The sequence below is a fragment of the Streptosporangium canum genome, assembly GCF_900113865.1.
Lineage (GTDB): Bacteria > Actinomycetota > Actinomycetes > Streptosporangiales > Streptosporangiaceae > Streptosporangium > Streptosporangium canum.
The window spans coordinates 43412-65130 of the sequence record NZ_FOQY01000004.1 but is presented as its reverse complement, the minus strand read 5'-3'; the positions used below and the strand labels follow the sequence as shown (position 1 = coordinate 65130).

Here is a 21719-nt window from a genome sequence, read left to right as displayed (position 1 = left end):
GGGCGTGTCCCGCGCCCCCTCCACGGGGGCGCGGGGCGGCGCCCGGACTCCGCACGGGGGCGGCGTGGCCCCCGCACCGGGATGGCGCCGAGGTCTTCACCGGAGGGCGCGGCGCCGGAGCCGGCTCTCCGGGCGCCGCGGCCCTACCTCACCAGCTTGTCGAGGCGGATCGGCAGGTCGCGGATCCGGACGCCGGTGGCGTGGTGGACCGCGTTGGCGATCGCCGCGGCGGTGCCGACGATGCCGATCTCGCCGATGCCCTTGGAGCCCATCGGGTTGAGGTGCGGGTCGTCCTCCTCCACCCAGAGCGCCTCGATGTCGCGCACGTCCGCGCAGGCCGCGACGTGGTACTGGGCGAGGTCGTGGTTGAGGTAGTCGCCGAACTCGCGGTCCATGACGCTCTCCTCCAGCAGGGCCATCGACAATCCCATCGTCATGCCGCCGACGAACTGCGAGCGGGCCGTCTTCGGGTTGACGATCCGGCCCGCGGCGAACACCCCGAGCAGCCGGAGCGCCCGTGTCTCCCCGGTGTCGACGTCCACCCCCACCTCGGCGAACTGGGCGCCGAAGGCGTGCCGCGCGAACCGCCGCTGCCCCCTGATCTCCTCGCTGGTGTCGGCATCCGCCTCGACGCCGCCGGCGGGCAGGTCCCCGCCCCGCCGGTCGAGCTCCTCCAGCAGCGCCTCACAGGCCCGCACCACGGCCGTGCCCCACGAGGCGGTCCCCATCGATCCGCCGGCCAGCGAGGCGGTGGGCAGCGCGCTGTCGCCGATCTCCACCCGGACCCGGTCCACCGGGGCGCGCAGCGCGTCGGCGGCGATCTGGGTGAGCACCGTCCGGGCGCCGGTCCCGATGTCGGCGGCGGCGATCCGTACGGTGAACCGGCCGTCCGGCTCGGCGCGGACGCTCGCCCGGGACGGGCGCCGGTAGACCGGATAGGTGGACGCCGCCACCCCGGTCCCGACCAGCAGCCTTCCCCGGCGCCTGACCCCCGGCGCGGGATCGCGCCCGGCCCACCCGAAGCGCCGCGCCCCCTCGCGCAGGCAGGCCACCAGGTTGCGGGAGCTGAACGGCAGGCCGCTCTCCGGATCGGTCTCCGGCTCGTTGCGGATCCGCAGCTCCACCGGGTCGAGCCGGCAGGCGATCGCCAGCTCGTCCATCGCCGACTCCAGCGCGAACATGCCCGGGGTCTCGCCGGGCGCCCGCATCCAGCTCGGGGTGGGGACGTCGAGCCGGACCAGCCGATGGGTGGTGCGCCGGTCGGGCGCGGCGTACATCATCCGCGTGGGCACGGTGGTCTGCTCGGCGAACTCCTTGATCGTGGAGCTCTGCTCGAACGCCTCGTGCACGATCGCGGTCAGCCGCCCGCCGGCGTCGGCGCCGAGCCGTACCCGCTGGATCGTCGGGGTGCGGTAGCCGGTCACCGCGAACATCTGCTGCCGGGTCACCGCGAGCTTGACCGGACGCCCGACCTGCTTGGCGGCGAGCGCCGCGAGCACCACGTGCGGGTGCGGGAGGCCCTTGGACCCGAAGCCGCCGCCCACGTGCGGGGAGATCACCCGGACGTTCGCCGGCGGCATGCCGAACAGCGCCGCGACGGTGTCGCGGACCGCTGACGCCCCCTGGTTGGAGTCGTGCAGCGTCAGCCCGTCGCCGTCCCACGCGGCGACCGTCGCGTGCGGCTCCATCGGATTGTTGTGCTCGGCCGGGGTGCTGTAGACGGCGTCCACCACGATCGGGGCCGCGGCGAGGGCGGCGTCCGGGTCCCCCTGCTCGACGTCGGCGGGGAAGTCCGGGTTGACGACCTCGGGCCGGTACAGCCCCGGGTGGTCGGCACGCAGCTCGACGTCGTGCCGTTCGGCGGCGTACTCCACCCGCACCAGCCCGGCCGCCTCCCTGGCGTCCTGGAGCGTCTCGGCCACCACGACACCGATGTACTGGCCGCGGTAGGCCACCCGGGGAGACTGGAGCACGGCCAGCTCGCCGCCGTCGTCGGAGGCCAGCCGGGGGGCGTTGCCGTACCAGATCGCGGCGATCACGCCGGGGTACTTGAGCACGGCGTCGACGTCGACGGCGCGGATCTCGCCCCGGGCGACGGCGGCCTGCACCGGCACCGCGTAGGCCAGGTCCCGCGGAGAGTACTCGAAGGCGTACCGGGCGCGGCCGGTGACCTTGTCGAGGCCCTCGACCCGGTCGAGACCCGAGCCGACGGACGAGGGGGTCGTGGTGGTCATGGCGTCTCCGCGAGCTCGGTGAGGGTACGGACCAGCACGTTCCGGGTGAGCGGCACCTTGAACCCGTTCTCCGGCAGCGGGCGCGCCCGGGCCAGTTCGGCGTCCGCCGCCCGGGCGAACTCGGCCTCGGTGGCGGGAGAGCCGCGCAGCGCCTCCTCGGCGAGCTCCGCCCGCCAGGGCACGTGCGCGAGCCCGCCGAAGGCGATCCGGCAGTCCCGGACCACGCCGCCGGCCACGTCCAGCGCCGCCGCCACCGACACCACCGCGAACGCGAACGAGGCCCGGTCCCTGACCTTGCGGTATCGGGACCGGGCCGCGAACGGCAGCGCCGGCAGCTCCACCGCGGTGATCAGGTCGCCCGGGTCCAGCACGGTGTCACGGTCCGGTTCGCCGCCGGGCAGCCGGTGCAGGCCGGGCATCGTCACCTGGCGTGCCCCGTGCCGCCCCTCCACGTGCACGCTCGTGCCGAGCGCCGCCAGCGCCACCGCCATGTCCGAGGGGTGGGTGGCCACGCAGGCGGCGGAGTGGCCGATGATCGCCAGGTTGCGGTGGTCGCCCTCGACGGCCGGGCAGCCCGAGCCGGGCTGCCGCTTGTTGCACGGCTTGGAGACGTCCTGGAAGTAGGAGCAGCGGGTGCGCTGCAGCAGGTTGCCGCCGACCGTGGCCATGTTGCGGATCTGGCCCGAGGCCCCCGACAGCACCGCCTGGGCGAGCATCGGGTAGCGCCGCCGCACGACCGGGTGCGCGGCCAGGTCGCTGTTGCGGACGCCCGCGCCGATCAGCAGGCCGCCGCCGGCGGTCTCCTCGACCGTGTCGGAGGCGACCCGGGTGACGTCCACCAGGGCCTCGGGCGCGATGACGCCCAGCCGCATCAGGTCCACCAGGTTCGTGCCGCCGCCCAGGTACATGGCGTTGGGCTGCTCGCTCAGCGCGGCCACCGCCGCCCGCGCGTCGGTGGCCCGCCGGTAGGCGAAGGGCCTCACCGCGCCACCTCCCCGATCGCCGCGACGATGTTGACGTAGGCGCCGCAGCGGCAGAGGTTGCCGCTCATCCGCTCGCGGATCTCGTCGTCGTCGAGACGCGGCGCGGCGCTCATGTCCGGGGTGACCACGCTCGGCCATCCCGCCGCGGCCTCGGCCAGCATCCCGACCGCCGAGCAGAGCTGCCCCGGAGTGCAGTATCCGCACTGGAAGGCGTCGTGGTCGACGAACGCCGTCTGCAGCGGATGCGGGGCGTCGCCGTCGGCCAGTCCCTCCACCGTGGTGATCTCCCGGTCGTCGAGGGTCACCGTCAGCGTCAGGCAGGACTTCACCCGGCGTCCGTCCACCAGCACCGTGCAGGCCCCGCACTGCCCGTGGTCGCAGCCCTTCTTCGCCCCGGTCAGGTCGAGTCGCTCGCGCAGGGTGTCGAGGAGTGTCTCCCGGGTGTCCACCGTGATCGGATACTCGTCGCGGTTGACCGACAGCCGGAGATCCACCGTGACCGGAGTCGAGGCATCCCATCGTGTCGTATCGGCTTCGCCATTCATGGCGCTTCCCTACCCGCTCCTCTGTCTGGCGTTTCCCCGGGTTCGCCCACGGACGTTTGACCTGCTGCGAACTCCCGGGCCGACCTAGTTTTGGCCGTCCTTGAACGGGAATAAACGAATGCTCCAATTGGGGAGGCGGTAGCCATGGCGGATCGCCTGTTTCAGGATCGCCGGGACGCCGGACGTGTTCTGGCCGGTCTCCTCGGGCACTACCGGGGCCGGCCCGGCGTCGTCGTCCTGGGGCTGCCCAGGGGAGGCGTGCCGGTGGCCTACGAGATCGCCGGGGCTCTCGCGGCCCCGCTCGACGTCTTCCTCGTCCACAAGCTCGGCGTCCCGTACCACGAGGAGCTGGCGATGGGGGCGATCGCCGACGGCGGTGTGATGGTGCTCAACGACGACGTCGTCTGGAGCCGCGGCCTGTCGCGGGAGACCATCCGGAAGACGGCCGAGCGGGAGCGGCGCGCGCTGCTGCGGAGGGAGCGGCTCTACCGGGACGCGAGGCCCATGATCGAGCTCGACGGCAAGGTCGTGATCGTGGTCGACGACGGCCTCGCGACCGGCGCGAGCATGCGGGCGGCCATCCAGGCCCTCGGCCGGCTGCGACCGGCGAGGGTCGTCGTCGCCGTCCCCGCCGCACCCGCGTCCACCTGCCGGGAGCTGGAGGCACTGGTCGACGAGGTGGTCTGCGCCAGCACGCCGGCGCCGTTCTTCGCCGTCGGGCAGTCCTACGTGGACTTCACCCAGACCGGCGACGAGGAGGTGCGTGACCTTCTCCGCGCCGCGGCGAGGGCCGGCCCGCCCGGTACGGGCTCCCATGGCGCCGGCGGCCCGCCGGGTACGGGCTCCCAAGGCGCCGGCGACCCGCCCGGTGACCGCCGGGAGGAGGAGAGGTCCCGATCTCCGTCCGTCCCCCTTCCGAGCGATCCCAGCGGAAAGGAGATGAGCCGCATGGTCGAGACGGGCTTCACGACCTTCGACACCACCGTGAACAAGACGAACCATGTCCTCAGGGCGATCGAGGAGGCCTACGGATGGCCGAAGGGGCGCAGGAACCGGTCCTACAGCGCGCTCAGGGTGGTCCTGCACACCCTCCGTGACCGCCTCACCGTCGACGAGGTCGCCCGCCTGGGCTCGCAGCTCCCGATGCTGACCCGCGGCATCTACTACGGATCCTGGGACCCTCGACGCCTCCCGATCGAGATGAACGCCGGAGAGTTCATGGCCCGCGTGCGGAGCACGCTCCCGGACAAGATCCTGGAGGAGATCGACGGTGACGTCGAGCGGCTGGTCCACACGGTCGTCCACGCCCTGCGGGAGCACGTCGACGAGGGGGAGTGGGAGGGCATCAGGTCCGTCGTGCCGAAGGACCTGGCCGCCGTCCTGGCCTAGAACGGGTGGTTCCGAAGTGATCAGTGGTCGTGGGCGATCAGTGATCGAGTGATCGGTGCGCCGATTTTGTTGTTGTGTCAGATCGCGGTTTCGCGATGTCCGGGGACGCGGTCGAGTTCTGGTCGGGGTGGGCTTCAGGCGGGTGCGTCCCGGGCCGGGCGAGTCGAAGGTGGTCAGGTTCCGGCTCAAGACCGCGGGCCTGGCACCGTGGGGTGCAGGCCGTACCGGGCTGCGACAGAGGGCTGGACGCAGACTTTCGCAGGAGATACTTGCGTTCACGCCTGCCGATAACTTATAAATCTACTAAGAGGTTTTCGAGAGGGCAGGCTTGAGGATACCTGCCTAGTCCAATGGAGGTGGTTACCGATGCTGCTGACGTCGATCGACCCGTTCGTCCAGGAGTTCGACCGTCAGTTCGACCGGCTCACGCGGCAGGCTCTCGGATGGGACGAGAGCGGCACGCGCGGGGCCATGCCACTGGACGGCGTCCGCCGCAAGGATGACGTTCTTCTCAAGTTCGACCTTCCTGGCGTCGACCCCGACTCCATTGAGGTGACCGTCGACCGCGGGGTGCTCTCCGTGAGCGCCCGCCGCGAGGAGGAGCACGGGCAGGACGACCGGCTGTTCGTGCGCGAGCGCCCGATGGGCACCTTCACCCGCCGGGTCTACCTCTCCGAGCACCTCGACAGCGAGAAGGTCGACGCCGCCTACTCCAACGGCGTCCTGGCCGTCCGCATCCCGGTGATCGAGAAGGCGAAGCCTCGCAAGGTCGAGATCCACAAGGCCGACGAGGTCAAGTCGATCAAGGCCTGAACGCCCGTGATCTGAACAGCGAGCCTCGACAGGGTGGGTGCCGGGCCCCGGCGCCCACCCTGCGGCGTTCACACCACCGCGGAAAGAGTGATGATGGTCAGGCTCCCTTTCGACGACGAACACGCCCCGCTCTACTCGGTCGGTCAGGTGGCCGACATGCTCCATGTCGAACAGGCCTTTCTGCGCCGTCTCGATGAGCACGACGTGGTACGGCCCGCCCGTTCCGGCGGCGGCCAGCGCCGCTACACCCGCCACGAGATCGGGGATCTCCAGAACGCCATCCAGCTCGTCGGTGAGGGCATGACCCTCGTCGCCGTCCGCCGCATCTTCGAGCTTCAGCACCAGGTCAGAGAGCTTCAGGAGGAGCTGGCCAGGGAGCGGGCCACCCGCCGGGAGGGCTAGAAGATCACTGAAGATGTTGGGGGGCTGACCTCGCCTCGAATGGCAGCGGGATCACAGTGGTGCTATGCAAGGTGAGTGGACTGGGGAGCCGGTCGGCCCGGGGGCGTCGTCCACCTGGGGATCCGCGACTCAGGCGAGCCGGCGGGTGGTTGGCCTGCGAGCACTGGCCCCTGACATACGGGCGCTGGCCAGCGCCCGCATCTCCGTCCAGCTGTCCCGCCGTCCCGCGTGTCCGTCACTTCAGCAATTCATCGGAAATTTCGCTGCTGTGTGGGCTGTGGTGAATTTCGGTCATTACCATAATCGCCGTGCGGTGATCGGCCGGCGAGAGTCTCCGGCGCTGGTGCCGCAGGGAGCCTCACGTGCGAAAGATCACTGCATTGGTACTTGCCGTAGTCGCCACCGTCTCGGGTACCGGCACCGCCGCCGCCGAACCCCAACCGGAGGCCGCGGACAAGGGCGATCGTGGCCAGGTCGTCGTCATCGGCCACCGCGGCGCCGCGGCGCATCGCCCAGAGCACACTGCGGGCGGCTACGAGCTGGCCGTGGCCATGGGCGCCGACTGGATCGAGCCCGACCTGGTGCCGACCAAGGACCACGTGCTGGTCGTCAGGCACGAGAACGAGATCTCGGGCACCACTGACGTGTCCCTGCGTCCCGATTTCGCCGCGCGCAAGACCACCAAGGTCATCGATGGGCGGAACGTGACCGGGTGGTTCACCGAGGACTTCACACTGGCCGAGCTCAAGACGCTGCGCGCAGTGGAGCGGCTGCCCGCGATCCGACAGCGCAATACCGTCTACAACGGCTACTACCAGGTGATGACGTTCCAGGAGGTGCTCGACCTGGCCAAGCGGCTGTCTCGGCAGCGCGGTCAGGCGGTCGGCGTGTTCCCTGAGACCAAGCACCCGACCTACTTCAGGTCCATCGGACTGCCGTTGGAGGAGCCGCTGATCGAGACGGTCAAGCGCAACGGGCTGAACCGGCCTGACGGGCAGGTCGTGGTGCAGTCGTTCGAGCCGTCGAGTCTGAAGCGGGTGGCTCAGGAGCTGCGGGTGCCGCTCTGGCAGGCGCTGGGGACCACGGGCCAGCCGTACGATCTGAAGGCGGTCGGGGATCCCACGACGTATGCCGACATGATGAAGCCTGAGGGACTTGCGAAGATCGCGGAGTATGCCAAGTGGATCGGGCCGGACAAGTCGTCGGCCATCCCGCTGAACCCGGGCGGCTCCGCGGGTGCGCCGACCACGCTGGTCGCCGACGCGCACAAGGCCGGGTTGAAGATCGGGGTGTACACCTTCCGCAGCGAGAACCAGTACCTGCCGCTCGGGCTGCGGCGCGGAGCGGTACCGACCGATCACGGTGACGCGCTGGCTGAGTACCGGGCGCACCTCGACCTCGGGGTGGACGCGTTCGTGACCGACTACCCGGACGCCGCCGTGCTGGCGAGGAGCGAGCGTGACCGTCCGCGCAGGCCCGGCCTGGTGCAGCCGTCTCCCATGGAGAACGGAGTGGCTGAGGAAGGCCGCGACTAGAAGATCACTGAAGATGTTGGGGGTCTGGCTTCGCCATAAATGGTGGCGGGGTCAGACTGGGTGTTATACAAGGTCGATGGACTGGGGAGCCGGTCGGGCCGGAGGTGTGGGCCACCCGCCGGGAGTTGATCCCCGCGGGCAGCGTGTTCGCGTTCCTGGCCGAGGACCGCGAGGAGTTGTTCCCGGCTGCGGCGTTCGCCGACCTGTCCCCCTCCCCGAACGGACGCCCCAGCATGCCGCCGCAGGTGCCGGCCGCGGCGGATCTTCACCGCGGTCGGCGCGGTGGTCGCCGCGACCGGAGTGCTGAAAGGCCGGCAGCGGCGGGCGCTGGACCTGGCCGTGCTGGAGGCGCGGTGGTGGACGATGCGATCGCTTTGCTGGCGCACCTGCCGCAGCAGCCGCTCGCAGAGCGGGCCGCAGGCGCGGTCGGCCCGCCGGCCCTGGTCGCCTACCAAAAGGTCCGGCGGCGGCCCGCGTCCTGGTCAGGGGCCCGTGACAGGCCGGTCAGCAGGGTGTCCACCTCGCGTTCCACGGCGGGGTCGAGCAGGTCGTGCCCCGCCATCCACACGTCGTCGAAGACGGTGTCGAGGTATTTCTCCCCCGTGTCGTTGAGCACGGCCACGACCGTGGAGCGCGGCGGCACGGCGGTCATCAGGCGCAGCGCCTCGTAGACCACCCCGCCGGCCGATCCGCCGACCAGCAGGCCGGTACGGCGGGCCAGCGCCCGGGCGGCGCCGAAGGCCCGGCGGTCGGAGACCTTGCGTCCCTCGTCGATCAGGTCGAAGTCGACCAGCGCCCCGACCGGCGCGCCCGGCGGGGTGCCGGTGCCCGACTGGTGGTAGGGGCCGCCGGGGCCGCCGAAGGCGATGGAGCCCACCGGCTCGACCCCGACGATCCGCATGCGGGGCATGGTACGGCGCAGCTCCCGGCCCGTCCCGCAGAGCGACCCCCCGGTGCCCACCGCGCCGACCAGGTAGTCGACGCCCTCCGGCAGCGCCTCCGCCAGCTCCCGGGCCAGCGGCCGGTATCCCTCGGCGTTGCCGGGGTTGTTGTGCTGCTCGGTGAAGACCGCGCCGTCGGTGTCCTTGGCCAGCCGGGCCGCGAGCTCCTCGCGCGCCGCGGTGGCCAGCTCGCCGTCGCCGTCGACGTACACCAGCTCCGCGCCCATCGCCCGCATCGCCCGCAGCTTGTCGGGGCAGGCGTGCCCGTCCACCACGGCGGTGAAGCGGTAGCCGCGCTCGGCGGCCACCAGCGCGAGCCCCAGGCCGGTGTTGCCCGAGGTGGACTCGATGATGTGGCCGCCGGGACGCAACGCGCCCCGGCGCTCGGCGTCGCGCACCATCTCCAGGGCCATCCGGGTCTTGGCGGTGCCGAGCGGGTTGAACTGTTCCAGCTTCAGCAGCAGCCGGCTGCCGGACCGGTCCTGGCACAGGGACAGCAGTGGCGTCCGCCCGATCAGCTCGGTGACTTTCCGCACGATCCGCAGTGTGATCACTCCTCTGGTCCGGCTGGTCCGGTCAGTTCGGCGGGCGGTCCAGCCGCCAGCTTCCGCCGGCGTTCACCACGACCTTGGGCGGCAGCGGCAGCCCGTGGAACGGTGACTCGTTGGAGTCCATCTGGTATCCGGCGGTGTTGGGATAGACAAGCAGGTCACCCCGGCGCGGCCGGCCGGGCAGGACGATCCTGCGCCAGGTGAGCATGTCGGACTCCAGGCAGCTCGCCCCGCCCACGCAGGTCTCGAACGCCGGCCCCTCCCGCGCCGGGACGGGGATCGGCTCAGGCAGGAACTCGCTGCCGAACCACTGCTCGGACAGGCTCAGGCTGGTGCCGTCCACGGTGACGATCCCGTAGTCCCTGTCCTTGACGCCCTGGATCCGGAAGACCGTGAACCCCGCCTGGTCGAGCAGGGCGCGGCCCGGTTCGAGGATCAGTGTGACTCCCGCGTCGCGCAGCAGGGCGGCCACGTCCGCGCTCCCGCCGGAGGGGGTGGCCGCCAGCACTGCGCGGAGCGCCGCCGCCCCGGCCACCGGCGAGTGGTAGGGGTAGAACCCGTCGAAGCGCCTGCCGGCGTGGAAGTGCGAGGGGTCGTCGGTGAACTCCCGCCAGTCCCCGGCCGCGAGGTAGTCCACCGCGAACCCGCCGCCGATGCCGACGCCGCCGGCGGCGATGCCCCGAGCGCGGGCCCGCTCGCACCAGCGCAGCAGCAGGGCGGCCATCTCGGCGCGCGGCTGCACCGCGTAACCGGACAGGTGGCAGCCGAACCCCTCCAGGCGCAGCGGCCCGCACCGGGCGAGCGCCCGCTCCAGCTCCTGCTCCGTCATGCCGAACCGGCTGTGCGGCTGGTCAGGCGGCGTGACGCGCAACATGATCCGCGCGCCGTCCAGCTCGGCGACCCGCTCCAGCTCGTCGAGCGCGTCCACCGTGATCAGGCAGCCCTGCCGTACGGCGAGGCGGAGCAGGTCGTCCGCCTTGGCCGGGCCCGTCACCACGATCCGGGTGCCGCGCACCCCGTGGCCCAGCGCGTCCCGCAGCTCCTGCGCGCTGGCCACGTCCACTCCCACGCCGAGATCCGCGCACGTCTCGACCCAGCAGGCCGCCTTGTTGGCCTTCTTGGCGTAGTGGACCCGCCCTGTCACGCCGGTCTCGTCCAGCACGTCCAGGAAGGAGGTCAGGTTGGCCGCGAAGGCGTCGGGGAAGAGCACGTGGTACGGGCCGCGCAGGCCGTACGCGAGCTCCTGGAGCAGCCCGGCCTCCCCTTTGAGCAGGGCGCGTGCCGGTTCCGACAGCTTGGCGGGCAGCCGCGGGCTCAGCGCCACAGGTCGATCACCTGCCCCATGCCGCGCTCCTCGGCGGCCCGCGCGAAGTGGTGGCCGAGCGCGATGTCGGTGACGACCAGGCCGCTGTTGTAGGCGAAGATCCGCTGCCCGCCGCCGGAGCGCGCCTCGGCCCGACCGGCGAGCACGTCGGGCAGCTCGGCGTCCACCGGCCGCAGCACGCCGTGCTCGTCGGCCAGGTCGGTGCCGGTCACGGCCATCTGCGCGGCGCTGGTGGCCAGCACCCGGTCGGCCCGGTGCAGGGTGCAGGGGGCCAGGCCGTACCCGACCAGCACGCACAGCGCGTCCGGCCGGAGCCAGTCCGCCCGCACCGCCGCGGTGGTGGAGGGGCCCGCGACGCCCAGCACCACGTCCGCCTGCTCCACCGCGGACCGCAGGTCCGCGACCTCCTCCACCTCGCGTCCGGGCACCGAGTCCCGTACGGCGCGCAGCCCGTCGGCGTGGGTGCCGAAGACCATGAGGCGCTCCAGCTCCGGCATCGTGGCCGTCAGGTACGGCAGGGCCTGCCGCCCCTGCACGCCGGTGCCGATCACCAGGGCGGTGCGGCTGCCGGGGGCGGCGCACTCGCGCGCCAGCAGCGCCGACGCCGCGGGGGTGCGCATCGCGCCGATCCCGCCGCAGTCCATCAGGGCGAGGGGCAGCCCGGACGCGTCGTCGTAGAGCGCCAGCGAGGTGTAGTAGCACTCCCGCCGGGTGTGGAACCTGTAGGAGGTCTTGAAGGCGACCACTCCGCGGGTGCCGTCCCGGCCGAGCATGGCGTAGGAGACCGAGTGCCCGTCGGGGGGCTGCAGCGTCAGCTTGCTCGGGTTGGCCGACAGCCCGGCGGCCAGGGCCCGGTAGGCCTCCTCGACCACCGCGATCACCTCGGCCGGGCCGAGCTCGATCTTGGCCAGGTCGCTCCGGGTCAGGACCCGCATCACCCCTCCTCGTAAGGGTCGATCGGCTGCTGGCCGTACCCGTGCTCGGCGGCCTCGGCGGAGGGGCGGTCGCGGCCGGGGAGGCGGACGCTGACCCGCTTGAGCCAGCGGTCGGTGCCGTCGTAGCGGGCGCGGAACGGCTCACGGCCGTGCACGACCGCGTCGTTGTCGATGACGAGCACGTCGCCGGGTTCGAGCCGCACGCCGACCTTGACCCGGTCCAGCTCGCGGCAGAGCCGTCCGTAGGCGGCCCGGTAGTCCGCGCCCGCCTGCTCCAGCGGCGTGTAGGCGGGGTCGAAGCGCAGGCACAGGCCGTCCTCGCCGTGCCACAGGGTCGGGACCCTGGGGGGTTCGAGGGGGGAGTCGCGCGCCTCGTCGTAGGCGTCGTCGGGGAGGATCGGCAGGACGGGGGCCGACAGCGCCTCGACGTCGGCGTCCTCGAGGCTGGCGTGGCGCACGGACGCCGCGCTGGTCGCGACCCGGTCGGGGTTGCGCAGGCAGCCGAGCAGCATCAGGTGGGCGCGCCGGTGATGGAAGGCGTCCTCGTTGTGCGCGGAGAGCGTGACGGTGCTGCTCGCGCCGGTCTGCTCGTGCTCGTGGCCGCGGCTCGGCACGATGTCGTGCACCAGGCGCCCGTCCTGCTGCCCCTCCCAGCCGAACGGCCGGCCCATGGCGCCGGCCAGCAGCAGCAGGACGACGTCCCATTCGGCCGTGCGGGTGGGGGAGACGTCCGACCAGCTCGGCGGGGTCGCGCCGAGAGCGGTGTCGTCGGCGTTCAGCCCGCGTAGGACGTGCAGGCCGGTGGCCGGGTCGGGCGGAGGGCAGAGGTCGCCCAGCTCGGCGGCCGCCTGCGGGAGCTGCTGGATCAGCTCAGGGTTCGAAGCCGTTTTATAAGTCGATATAAGGGCATTTGCTCGGTCCAGGAGGGTGTCAGGGCTGATTTCCCGGACAGGGGTCACGTTGAGGCCCACTTGGATTACCGCCTTGGTCCGTCGAGAGATGACGTTCCGGTTCCGGAGTTCATGGGTGTCGATCGACGCACTGGGGACGCTAGCCCAATCCAAGTTGATAAGGCAAGGCTATCCTAAGTTACATAAATATTATTCTTCTGTCATAAGCCTGTGATCTGCGAATATCTTCAAAAGCGGACATTTCCGGCCTTGAGGCGGCGCAAAAATTAGGGTAGGCAAACCTTAATGACGTCGTAAGAGGGGAGCCGGAGGTGGAGCTGACAAGGAGACGGATCCTGGCGACCGGAGGGGGATTGGGAGTGGGTCTGCTCCTGGCCGCCTGCGGTTCCGGACCGCGGCGGGCCGCGGCGGGCGACGGGCCCGCGACCGGCCCGCCCAGGCGCGGGGGCACCCTGCGGGTGGGAGCGGTCGGCAAGGCGTCCGCGGTCAACCGGGACCCGCACGGAGTCCAGGTCAACGACAGCGACTACCTCATCCTCGCGCTGGCCCACGACCCGCTGACGGTCCCCGGCCACCGGCCCAACGTGGTCCCCCGGCTGGCCGCCCGCTGGGAGTCCGACGACCTGCGCCGCTGGCGCTTCACCCTCGCCGAGGGCGCGACCTTCCACGACGGGACACCGGTGACCGGCGCCGACGTCGCCTGGTCGCTGCGGCGGCTGCGCGCCACACCGGCCGGCGCGACGCGGCTGCCGGGCATCGACGCCGGCGGGATCAAGGCCGACGGCCGGAACGCGGTGATCCTGACCAGCGACTACCCCAACAGCGAGGTCCCGTTGCTGGCCCGGCTGACCACCTTCACGCTGAAGGAGGACACCACGGACGTGACGAGGGCGCCGGGCACCGGGCCGTTCCGCCTGGAGTCCTTCCGCGACGGCAACGCCAGGCTGGTCCGCAACGACGCCTGGTACGGTGGCGAGCCGCCGCTCGACGCCATCGAGGTGCGCATGTTCGAGTCCCCCCAGGCCATGACCAGCGCCCTGCTCACCGGCCAGATCGACCTGGCCTCCAACGTGGGGCCGGTCGCCGCCCGCACGGCCGAGGGCAGGGACGGCGTCCAGGTGATCCGCCGCCCGCACGACATGGCCATGCCGATCGTGATGCGCACCGCGGACGGCCCGTTCGCCGACGAGCGGGTACGGCTGGCGCTGCGCCTGGCGGTCGACCGGGAGGCCATGGTCAGGCAGGTGCTGTCGGGCTACGGCACGGTCGCCAACGACGTCCTCGGCACCGCGGACCCGGCCTACGCCACGGGCCTCACCCAGCGCGCCCGCGACCTCGCGCGGGCCGGACGGCTGCTCGACGAGGCCGGTTTCGACAGGCGCGGCACCTACGAGCTGTTCACCACCGAGGACGTCCCCGGCCTGGCCGAGTCCGCCACCCTGTTCGCCACCCAGATGCGCGACGCCGGCGTGAACGTCAAGGTCGTCAAGCAGGAGTCGGCCGTCTTCTGGGACAGGACCTGGCTCAAGGCCCCGCTCTACACCACCTACTGGGGCACCAACGACTCGGTGGTCTTCTTCGCCGGCAAGACCATGCAGTCCGGGACCGCGCACAACGAGGCCGCCTGGAAGGACGAGGAGTTCGACCGGGCCTACCGCAAGGCCGTCGGAGCCACGCGCGGCACCGGGCGCGCGACCGCGCTGCGCGAGCTGCAGCGCGTCGAGTACGAGAGCTCGGGCTACCTGCTGTGGGGCATGGCCGACGGCATCGACCTGGCAGCCGCCGGGGTCGGCGGCCTGCCCAAGCTGCCCGGCTACGGCAGAGTCCAGCTTGAGCGGTCATGGCTGAGCGCCTGACCGCGGCCCGCGGCCCCGCCGCCCCGCCCGCGTGGCGGGCGGGGCAGTCCTCCGCGTCCGGGCCCTCCGCGTCCGGGCCTTCCGCGTCCGGGCCTTCCGCGTCCGGGCCTTCCGCGTCCGGGCCTTCCGCGTCCGGGCCTTCCCCGTCCGGGTTCTCCGCGTCCCGGCCGCTCTCCCTCCTCCTGCGGGGAGCGGCCGCGCTGGCCCAGCGGGCCGTGCTGCTGGCCGTCCTGCTCGTCGCGGTGTTCGCGGCGATGGAGTTCCTGCCCGGCGACGCCGCCCGCTCCAGCCTGGACCGGGGCGCGTCGGCCGCCGCCGTCGCCGCCCGCAGGGTGGAGCTCGGGCTGGACCAGCCCCTCTGGAACCGCCTGCTGCGCTGGATGGCCGGCCTGCCGACCGGCGACCTGGGCGTGACGTCCCGGGGCGAGCAGGTCGCCGAGGTCATCGGCCGCCACTTCCCCGGCACGCTGCTGCTCGGCGGCCTCGCCTTCGCCGTGACCATGGTGGCCGCCCTCGCGCTGGCCGTCGTCGCGGCGCTGCGCCCCTCCTCGGCGCTCGACCGCGCGATCTCGGGGACGTCGACGGTCGTGGCGGCGCTGCCGGAGTTCGTGGTCGCGAGCGTCCTGGTCCTGCTCTTCGCGCTCTGGGCCGATCTGCTGCCGGCCGTCACCGTGACCGCCGCCGGCGGCGGACCCGCCTCGGCGGCCATGCTCGTGCTGCCGGTGCTCTCGCTCGCCGTGCCGCAGATCGGGTGGAACGCCCGCGTCGCGCGTGCCGCGCTGGCCGACGAGTGCACGGCGCCGCACGTCGAGGCGGCCGTCCTGGACGGGCTCCCGCCCCGGCGTGTGCTGCTGCGGCACGTGCTGCCCGGCAGCCTGCCCACCATCGCCGCCGGCGCGGCGACGTCGGTCGGGATGCTGCTCGGCGGAGCCGTCGTCGTCGAGACGATCTTCAACTATCCGGGCGTCGGCAGCGTCCTCGCCGGAGCGGTCCGCGACCGGGACACCCCCCTGGTGGCGGGAGTGGTGATGGTGACCAGCGTGGCCATCCTCGCCGTGCTGCTGGCCGCGGACCTGGTGCGGGGCTGGGCCTCGGTGCGGCGCCCATGAGGACCGCGCTCCGTCTCCTGCCGGCCGGCCTGATCGCGGTGATCGCGCTGGCGGGCCCGCTGCTCGCGCCGTCGCCGATCGACGCCCCGGTCGCCGCCCCCTACGCGCTCCCCGGCCCCGGCGTCCCGCTGGGCGCCGACGAGCTGGGCCGCAACGTCCTCAGCCGGGTGCTGGCCGGCGGCCGTGAGCTGCTGCTCACCTCGCTCGTGGTGGCCTGCCTGGTCACCGTCGCCGCCGCGCTGCTGGGTACGGCGGCCGCGCTGCGCCCCGCCCTCGGCCGGATCGTCGAACGGGTCGCCGACGTCATGATCCTGCTGCCCGCGGTGCTGGCCGTGCTGCTGGTGGTGCTCTCCTGGCAGGGGGGCGGCCGGGTCGCGCTGGTCACCGCGGCGGTCGCGGTCGGGCTGCCGTACGCGATCCGCGTGGTGTGCGCGGCGGCGGCGCCCATAGCCGGGTCGGGGTACGTCGAGGCGGCCGTCGCGGGGGGAGAGCGGCTGCCCCAGCTCGTCTGGCGCGAGGTGCTGCCCAACCTCCGCGCCACGCTGCTGATCCTGCTCGGCCTGCGTTTCGTGGCGGCCGTCTACGTGGTCACCACCGCGGCCTTCCTGGAGCTCGGGCCGCAGCCGCCGGCCGCCGACTGGGCCCTGATGGTCCGCGAGAACGCGCCCGGCATCCTGCTCAACCCCTGGGCGGTCGTCGTCCCCAGCCTGGCCATCGGAGTGCTGGCGCTGAGCGTGCAGACGGCCGCCGAGGTGCTCGCACCCAGAAGCGGACGACAGGTGGTGGCAAGGCTGTGAGCTCCATGACGCCGGCGGTGGCGCGGATCGACGAGCTGGTCCTGACCGGCCCGGCGGGCGGCGTCGTGGTGGACGTGCCCGCGGTGAGCGGTGAGCGGGGCGCCGTCGTGGCCCTGGTCGGGCCCTCGGGGGCCGGCAAGTCCACCGCGCTCCGCAGCATGCTGGGCGTGCTGCCGGACGGCCTGACCTGCCGCGCGGGGCGGGTGCGCGTGCTGGAGCACGAGGTCCTGGGCCTTGACCCGGTACGGCTGCGCCGGCTGCGCCGCCACCACATCGCCCTGGTGGACCAGGACCCGGCCTCGCGGCTCAACCCCCGCATGCGCGTGCGCCACCTGCTGGCGGAGCTCGCGGCCCGGCCCGGTCCCGGAGAGCTCCGGCGGCTGCTCACGGACGTGTGCCTGCCCGCCGACGACGAGATGCTCGCCCGCCGCCCCCACCAGCTCTCCGGCGGCCAGCAGCGCCGCCTGGCCCTGGCCCGCGCCCTCGCCCGCCGTCCGGACCTGCTGCTCCTCGACGAGCCGACCGCGGGCCTGGACCCGTCGCTGGGCGCGGAGATCGGCCTGCTCGTCCGGGAGCTCGCCGACCGCCACGACATGGCCGTGATCCTGGCCTCCCACGACGGCGACCTGGTCGGGCGGATCGCCGACCGGGTGATCGAACTCCGGATCCCCTCCCGGGCCCCGGTTCCGTCCCCGCCTCCGGTCGCGGTCCCGTCCGCGTCCGCGGTTCCGCTCCCGGCGCCGGCTCCGCCCACGATCATGGCGCCGCCCCCGCCGGTCGCGGCCGCCGTCCCGCCGCCGGCACCCGCCCCGACCCCCGCCGGGGGCGCGGCGTCGAGGGCCGGGCGGCCGGTCCGGGCGGCGGCCCGCAGGACGCCGGCGCTCATCATGCGGCGGCTGCGCGCCCGCACGGGCAGGCGCGGCCGGACCATCCTGCACGACGTCGAGCTGGAGCTGGGCGCGGGGGCCGCGCACGCGGTGATCGGGCCGTCCGGGGCGGGGAAGACCACGCTCGCCAGGGCCATCACCGGCCTGCACCCGCACGCCGAAGGCGTCGTCGAGCTGGACGGGCAGCCGCTGCCGCTCCGGCTCGCCCGCCGTACCGGGGAGCAGCGCAGGCTGATCCAGCTCGTGCCGCAGGATCCCCTCGGGGCCCTCAACCCCGTCCGCACCGTCGGCGCGGTCCTCGCCCGGCCGATGCGCCTGCACCGGCGCGTCGACCCCGCCGACGTCCCCTCCCGGGTCGAGCGGCTCCTGGCCGACGTGGCCCTGCCCGCCGAGACCGTCACCCGCCTGCCGCACGAGCTGTCCGGCGGGCAGCGCCAGCGGGTCGCCCTCGCCCGCGCGCTCGCGGCCGATCCCGCCGTGCTCGTCTGCGACGAGGTCACCTCGGCGCTGGACGCGCCCACCGCCCAGGCCCTGATGGAGCTGCTGATGCGGCTGCGTGAGGAGCGGGGCCTGGCGGTCGTCCTGGTCAGCCACGACCTCGACCTGGTCGCCCGCCACTGCGACACCGCCTGCTCGATCGACCGGGGGCGGATCAGCTGGGCGGGTCGGGCGGGAGCCGTACTCCAGAGAGGGTGATCACGTCCCACAACGCCGGTGATACAGGGGAATACTCCCTTTCGTCGCGGGTAAGCGCCCTCAGGGCGGGGGGCCGACTGCGACGACGGGACGAGGATGACCGCACAGCACCACCTCTCGGACCAACATGACCCCCCCGGCAGGGTCGTGCTGGTCGCCATGGGGAACGAAGTGATCCGCTGCGGACTGTGCACGATGCTCGACGATCTCACCACGGTCGACGAGACCTGCGCGACCGACGACTTCGACCGCGGCATGGAGCTGCTCCGCTCCCGGCGGCCGGACGTCCTGGTGCTGCCCACCCCGGGCGAGCAGCACCTGGCCGAGAAGCTGGCGCGGACCGCGGTGGAGCACGACGTGCGGATCCTGCTGCTGCTGCGCGCGGCGAGCGACGGGGCCCTCGTCGAGGCCGTGACGCTGCCGGCCGACGGGTTCCTGCTCGAGAACGACCTGACCCGCGACTCCCTGAAGAGCGCCCTGGCCGACCTCGACAGCGGCCTCATGCCGATGCCCGGCCCGCTGGCGCGCAAACTCCTGGCCCGCGTCAGGCGCGCGGAGAGCGGCGAGGCGGCGAAGCCGCCCGAGCGGCCCTGCCCCGAGGCCGACCGCGCCTCCTCGCCGCTGACCGCACGGGAGCGGGAGACCCTCTCGCTGATGGCCGAAGGGCTCAGCAACAAGCAGATCGCCCGCCGCCTCGGCATCTCCGAGCACGGCGCCAAGCGTCACGTCGCCAACATCCTCGCCAAGCTCAACTGCTCCAACAGGACGCTCGCGACCGCCGTGGCGCTCAACCGGGGTCTGCTGCCCGAACCGCGGCCGGCGTTCCACGGCTGACGGGCGCCCCCGCGAGGCCGCCCAGGCCCCGCAGCGGAGCCCTGGCCTTCAGCAGCATCTCCTCGTACTCCTCGGCGGGATCGGAGTCCAGCACGATCGCGCCGCCCGCCCCGACCGTGAGCCTGCCGGAATGGGCGATCGCGGTCCGTATGACGATGTTGAGGTCGGCGGTGCCGTTGAGCCCGAAGAAGCCGATCGTCCCGGAGTAGACACCCCGCGCCCTGCCCTCCAGCCTGTCGATGATCTCCATCGTGCGCAGCTTGGGCGCGCCGGTCATCGACCCGCCCGGGAAGCAGGCACGCGCGGCCAGCACGGCGCTCATGTCCTCGTGCAGCCGGCCGCGCACCGTGGAGACCAGCTGGTGGACCGTGGTGTAGGACTCCACGGCCATGAACCGCGGAACGTCGACCGTGCCGATGTCGCAGATCCTGCCGAGATCGTTGCGGAGCAGGTCGACTATCATCAGGTTCTCCGCGCGGGTCTTGTCCGACGACGCCAGCTCGTCCCTGAGCGCGTCGTCGCTGCGCGGCTCGGGATGGCGCGGCGCGGTGCCCTTGATCGGTTTGGACTCCGCGATCCCGTCCCTGCCGACCTTGAGGAAACGCTCGGGGGACGAGCACAGCACCTCGTGGTCGCCCAGCCGCAGGTAGGCCGCGTACGGGGCGGGGTTGAGGCGGCGCTGGCGCAGGTAGAGCGCGTGCGCCGAGCCGTCGAACGGGATCTCCGCCGCGTTGGTCAGGCAGATCTCGTAGCTCTCCCCGGCCCGCAGCAGCCGCAGGCACTCCTCGATGTCGGCGAGGTAGCCCTCGCGCGACCGCACCAGCCACGGCTCCGGATCGAACTCCTCCCCGGCCGGCGGCCCGTCCTCCGCCACGGGAGCGCCGCCCGGTCGCCGGCACACCTCGGCGGCCTCGGACACCCAGCGCCCGGCCAGGGTCCTGCTGCGGGGCCGGCCGTCGGTGAGCGCCACCACCCACGTCTCCTCCGTCTCGTGGTCGACCGCGACGAAGCGCGTGGCCGACATCCAGACCGCGTCGGGGAGCGGGGAGACATGGGGCGAGGCCGCGCCGCAGTCGCGCTTCAGCTCGTAGCCGAAGTGCCCCACGTAGCCGCTGTTCAGATCGAACGGCATCGCGGGGTCGGCCGGTACGGCACGCGAGCGCACGCGGTCGTCCAGCACGTCGAAGATCGAGCTGTAGATCGCCGTGCCGATGCCCGAGGCGTCGTGGACCTGCACGCTTCCCGAGCCGGCGCTGCAGGACAGCACCTCCCCGTGGGGGCCGCCCGCGTCGCCGAGGAAGGAGAAACGCGCCAGCCCCCGGCCGGTACGGCTGCTGTCCAGCCAGAACGCGTACGGCTGCGCGCCGAAGAGCTCGGTGAACACCGTCTCGGCGTCGGCGGCGCCGGGGACGCGCTCCACCTCCAGCGACCAGCGGGGAACGTGCTCCGGGCAGGTCCCGCCGCCACCCCTCCCTCCCGCCGACAGGGCCAGCTCGCGGAAGTTGCGCAGCAGCGCCGGGCCGTACTCCGTCGAGATCGACTCGGGGTGGAACTGCACGCCCCACCACGGCATCGTCCGGTGCCGCAGCCCCATGACGACGGAGTCGCCGGTCCACGCCGTGATCTCCAGGTCGTCCGGGGCGGGGGTGGCCACGCACAGGGAGTGGTAGCGCACGGCGTTGAAGCCCTGCGGCAGGTCGCGGAACAGGTCGCGCCCGCAGTGCCGGATCTCCTCGACGTACCCGTGGATCGGGGCGGGGGCCGGCACCACGTCGGCGCCCGACAGCCAGCCGAGCGCCTGATGGCCCAGGCACACCCCCAGCACCGGCAGCCCGGACTCGCGGATCACGTCGAGGGACGCCCCGATGTCCCGCTCCACCTGCGGTCGCCCGGGGCCGGGGGAGATGATCAGCGCGTCGAACCGGTCCAGGTCCATCCGGTGCCAGCTGTCGTCGTCGTTGGCCAGGACGACCGGCTCGACCCCGTAGGTCTCCGCGATGAGCTGGAACAGGTTGTAGGTGTAGGAGTCGTAGTTGTCGATGATCAGCGTGCGCACGGCGGTTCCCTGGGGTAGGTCAGAGGGCGGCGGCGGACTTCCCGCCGGCGGGCAGGGCGTGGGAGAGGAGCGCGCGGGCGTGGAGCGCCCGCCGCCACTCTCCGGCCCGCCCCGAGACGCGCGCCTCGACGGCCCGGCCGTGTGAGTCCACCCACGCGCGTACCGGCCGGATCCCGTGCAGGGCGTTGAGCGTCCACGTCTCCACCCGCTGGAGCTCGTCAGGCGAGCAGCGTTCGGCCCGGACCCGGAACCGCCACGCCCAGGCGAGCTGTTCCAGCAGGACGCGGGTGACCGAGGGCAGCACGGCCAGGTCGGGGGCGGGGACGCAGAGGGTGTCCCGCCGCCACCACACGATCGAGGAGTGGGCCGCCTCCAGCGCCGTGCCGTCCCCGGCGTACAGCAGCGCGTCGTCGGCGCCGGCCGCCCGCGCCCCGGCGCGCAGGCCGGCCAGCGCCGGCAGGTCGGGCCCCTTCACGCCGGGCCGGGTGCGCGGATCGGGCCGCTGGGGGATCCAGAGGCTGACCGTGTCGCCGGTGCCGGGCGCCGGGCGCATCCACAGGGCCAGCCGCGGCGACGGCCCCCCGTAGGCCTCGATCCGGGGGAACCAGCGTCCCTCGTCCGGCAGCTCGCGGCGGACGTCGGTGAGGAAGCGCCGTACGGTGCTCCGGGGCAGGCCGGGGACGAGCCGGGAACAGGCGAGCTGGAAGCGCTGCTCGTGCAGGGCCAGGCCGCGGACCCGGCCCCGCGCGACCAGCCAGGAGTCGACCACCGCCGGGCGCTCGGCGGACCCGCCGGGACCGGGCAGGAAGGACGCCTCCCGCGACCAGGACAGGCGGCGCCCGGTCGGCGGGGCGAGGTCGGGGCGGGCCGTCGTCATCGGATACCTCCAGTGTGGAGACCTCGGGGAGGAAGCCCTGGGGA

Annotated in this window: 18 protein-coding genes and 1 pseudogene; 10 read left to right on the top strand and 9 right to left on the bottom strand. The window is 73.1% G+C overall.

What is annotated here, in order from left to right; all coding sequences use genetic code 11:
• Nucleotides 1-143: 143 nt before the first annotated feature.
• Genes BM085_RS07015 through BM085_RS07005 form a run of 3 tightly spaced genes read right to left on the bottom strand, consistent with a single transcriptional unit; the run spans nucleotide 144 to nucleotide 3762 of the window.
• Nucleotides 144-2234, bottom strand: a complete 2091-nt coding sequence (locus BM085_RS07015) for a xanthine dehydrogenase family protein molybdopterin-binding subunit (protein WP_093886200.1) — start codon at nucleotides 2232-2234, stop codon at nucleotides 144-146.
• Entirely contained in the window at nucleotides 2231-3217 is a 987-nt protein-coding gene (locus BM085_RS07010; protein ID WP_093886199.1) for an FAD binding domain-containing protein, read from the bottom strand. Before BM085_RS07010 ends, BM085_RS07015 begins: the two co-directional genes overlap by 4 nt.
• Entirely contained in the window at nucleotides 3214-3762 is a 549-nt protein-coding gene (locus BM085_RS07005; RefSeq protein WP_177244991.1) for a (2Fe-2S)-binding protein, read from the bottom strand. Before BM085_RS07005 ends, BM085_RS07010 begins: the two co-directional genes overlap by 4 nt.
• Nucleotides 3763-3906: 144 nt before the next feature.
• On the opposite strand from BM085_RS07005, the gene BM085_RS07000 reads away from it, so the two are divergent.
• From BM085_RS07000 to BM085_RS47340, 5 genes and pseudogenes are all read left to right on the top strand, one after another.
• Entirely contained in the window at nucleotides 3907-5151 is a 1245-nt protein-coding gene (locus BM085_RS07000; RefSeq protein ID WP_093886197.1) for a DUF2267 domain-containing protein, read from the top strand.
• Between the two features lie 366 nt (nucleotides 5152-5517).
• A complete protein-coding gene (locus tag BM085_RS06995) occupies nucleotides 5518-5964 on the top strand; it encodes an Hsp20/alpha crystallin family protein (protein ID WP_031170257.1) in 447 nt (148 codons plus the stop codon).
• 93 nt (nucleotides 5965-6057) lie between these two features.
• Complete coding sequence (locus tag BM085_RS06990) at nucleotides 6058-6366, top strand: MerR family transcriptional regulator (RefSeq protein WP_245789175.1); 309 nt, start codon at nucleotides 6058-6060, stop codon at nucleotides 6364-6366.
• 362 nt (nucleotides 6367-6728) lie between these two features.
• Entirely contained in the window at nucleotides 6729-7901 is a 1173-nt protein-coding gene (locus BM085_RS06985) for a glycerophosphodiester phosphodiesterase (protein ID WP_093886195.1), read from the top strand.
• Between the two features lie 65 nt (nucleotides 7902-7966).
• A pseudogene (locus BM085_RS47340) lies at nucleotides 7967-8140 on the top strand (IS5/IS1182 family transposase); the annotation flags it as partial.
• Nucleotides 8141-8349: 209 nt separating this feature from the next.
• Here BM085_RS47340 and BM085_RS06975 read toward each other — a convergent pair.
• From BM085_RS06975 to BM085_RS06960, 4 genes are read right to left on the bottom strand one after another with little or no spacing between them, the layout of a single operon-like run.
• Nucleotides 8350-9378 carry a cysteine synthase family protein gene (locus tag BM085_RS06975; protein WP_245789174.1) on the bottom strand — a complete coding sequence of 343 codons (1029 nt, stop codon included), beginning with the start codon at nucleotides 9376-9378 and terminating at the stop codon, nucleotides 8350-8352.
• Nucleotides 9379-9418: 40 nt separating this feature from the next.
• Nucleotides 9419-10717, bottom strand: a complete 1299-nt coding sequence (locus BM085_RS06970) for a type III PLP-dependent enzyme domain-containing protein (RefSeq protein ID WP_093886193.1) — start codon at nucleotides 10715-10717, stop codon at nucleotides 9419-9421.
• Nucleotides 10708-11652 (bottom strand): ornithine cyclodeaminase, encoded by a 945-nt coding sequence (locus BM085_RS06965; RefSeq protein ID WP_093886192.1) that lies wholly within the window; start codon nucleotides 11650-11652, stop codon nucleotides 10708-10710. The genes BM085_RS06970 and BM085_RS06965 overlap by 10 nt, the downstream gene beginning before the upstream one ends.
• Nucleotides 11652-12623, bottom strand: coding sequence for a TauD/TfdA family dioxygenase (locus BM085_RS06960; RefSeq protein WP_093886191.1), 972 nt, complete (start codon nucleotides 12621-12623; stop codon nucleotides 11652-11654). Before BM085_RS06960 ends, BM085_RS06965 begins: the two co-directional genes overlap by 1 nt.
• A gap of 299 nt (nucleotides 12624-12922) precedes the next feature.
• Between BM085_RS06960 and BM085_RS06955 the strand changes: the two genes are divergently transcribed.
• The 5 genes from BM085_RS06955 to BM085_RS06935 all read left to right on the top strand — a co-directional run bounded on the left by BM085_RS06955 (nucleotide 12923) and on the right by BM085_RS06935 (nucleotide 18742).
• A complete protein-coding gene (locus BM085_RS06955; RefSeq protein ID WP_245789173.1) occupies nucleotides 12923-14419 on the top strand; it encodes an ABC transporter substrate-binding protein in 1497 nt (498 codons plus the stop codon).
• Nucleotides 14404-15528: an ABC transporter permease gene (locus BM085_RS46740; protein WP_093886189.1), complete on the top strand. Its 1125-nt coding sequence runs from the start codon at nucleotides 14404-14406 to the stop codon at nucleotides 15526-15528. Before BM085_RS06955 ends, BM085_RS46740 begins: the two co-directional genes overlap by 16 nt.
• A complete protein-coding gene (locus tag BM085_RS06945) occupies nucleotides 15525-16325 on the top strand; it encodes an ABC transporter permease (RefSeq protein WP_093886188.1) in 801 nt (266 codons plus the stop codon). The genes BM085_RS46740 and BM085_RS06945 overlap by 4 nt, the downstream gene beginning before the upstream one ends.
• 5 nt (nucleotides 16326-16330) lie before the next feature.
• The gene (locus BM085_RS06940) at nucleotides 16331-17908 is read left to right on the top strand and encodes an ABC transporter ATP-binding protein (RefSeq protein WP_093886187.1); all 1578 of its coding nucleotides are present in this window, start codon (nucleotides 16331-16333) and stop codon (nucleotides 17906-17908) included.
• A 159-nt stretch (nucleotides 17909-18067) separates the two neighbouring features.
• On the top strand, nucleotides 18068-18742 hold the full coding sequence (locus tag BM085_RS06935) for a response regulator transcription factor (protein ID WP_177244990.1): 675 nt from the start codon (nucleotides 18068-18070) through the stop codon (nucleotides 18740-18742).
• Here the strand turns inward: BM085_RS06935 and pabB are convergent.
• Nucleotides 18696-20798, bottom strand: a complete 2103-nt coding sequence (pabB, locus tag BM085_RS06930; protein ID WP_093886185.1) for an aminodeoxychorismate synthase component I — start codon at nucleotides 20796-20798, stop codon at nucleotides 18696-18698. The genes BM085_RS06935 and pabB overlap by 47 nt on opposite strands.
• Before the next feature lie 19 nt (nucleotides 20799-20817).
• Nucleotides 20818-21675 (bottom strand): aminotransferase class IV, encoded by an 858-nt coding sequence (locus tag BM085_RS06925; RefSeq protein WP_093886184.1) that lies wholly within the window; start codon nucleotides 21673-21675, stop codon nucleotides 20818-20820.
• Between the last annotated feature and the right edge of the window lie 44 nt (nucleotides 21676-21719).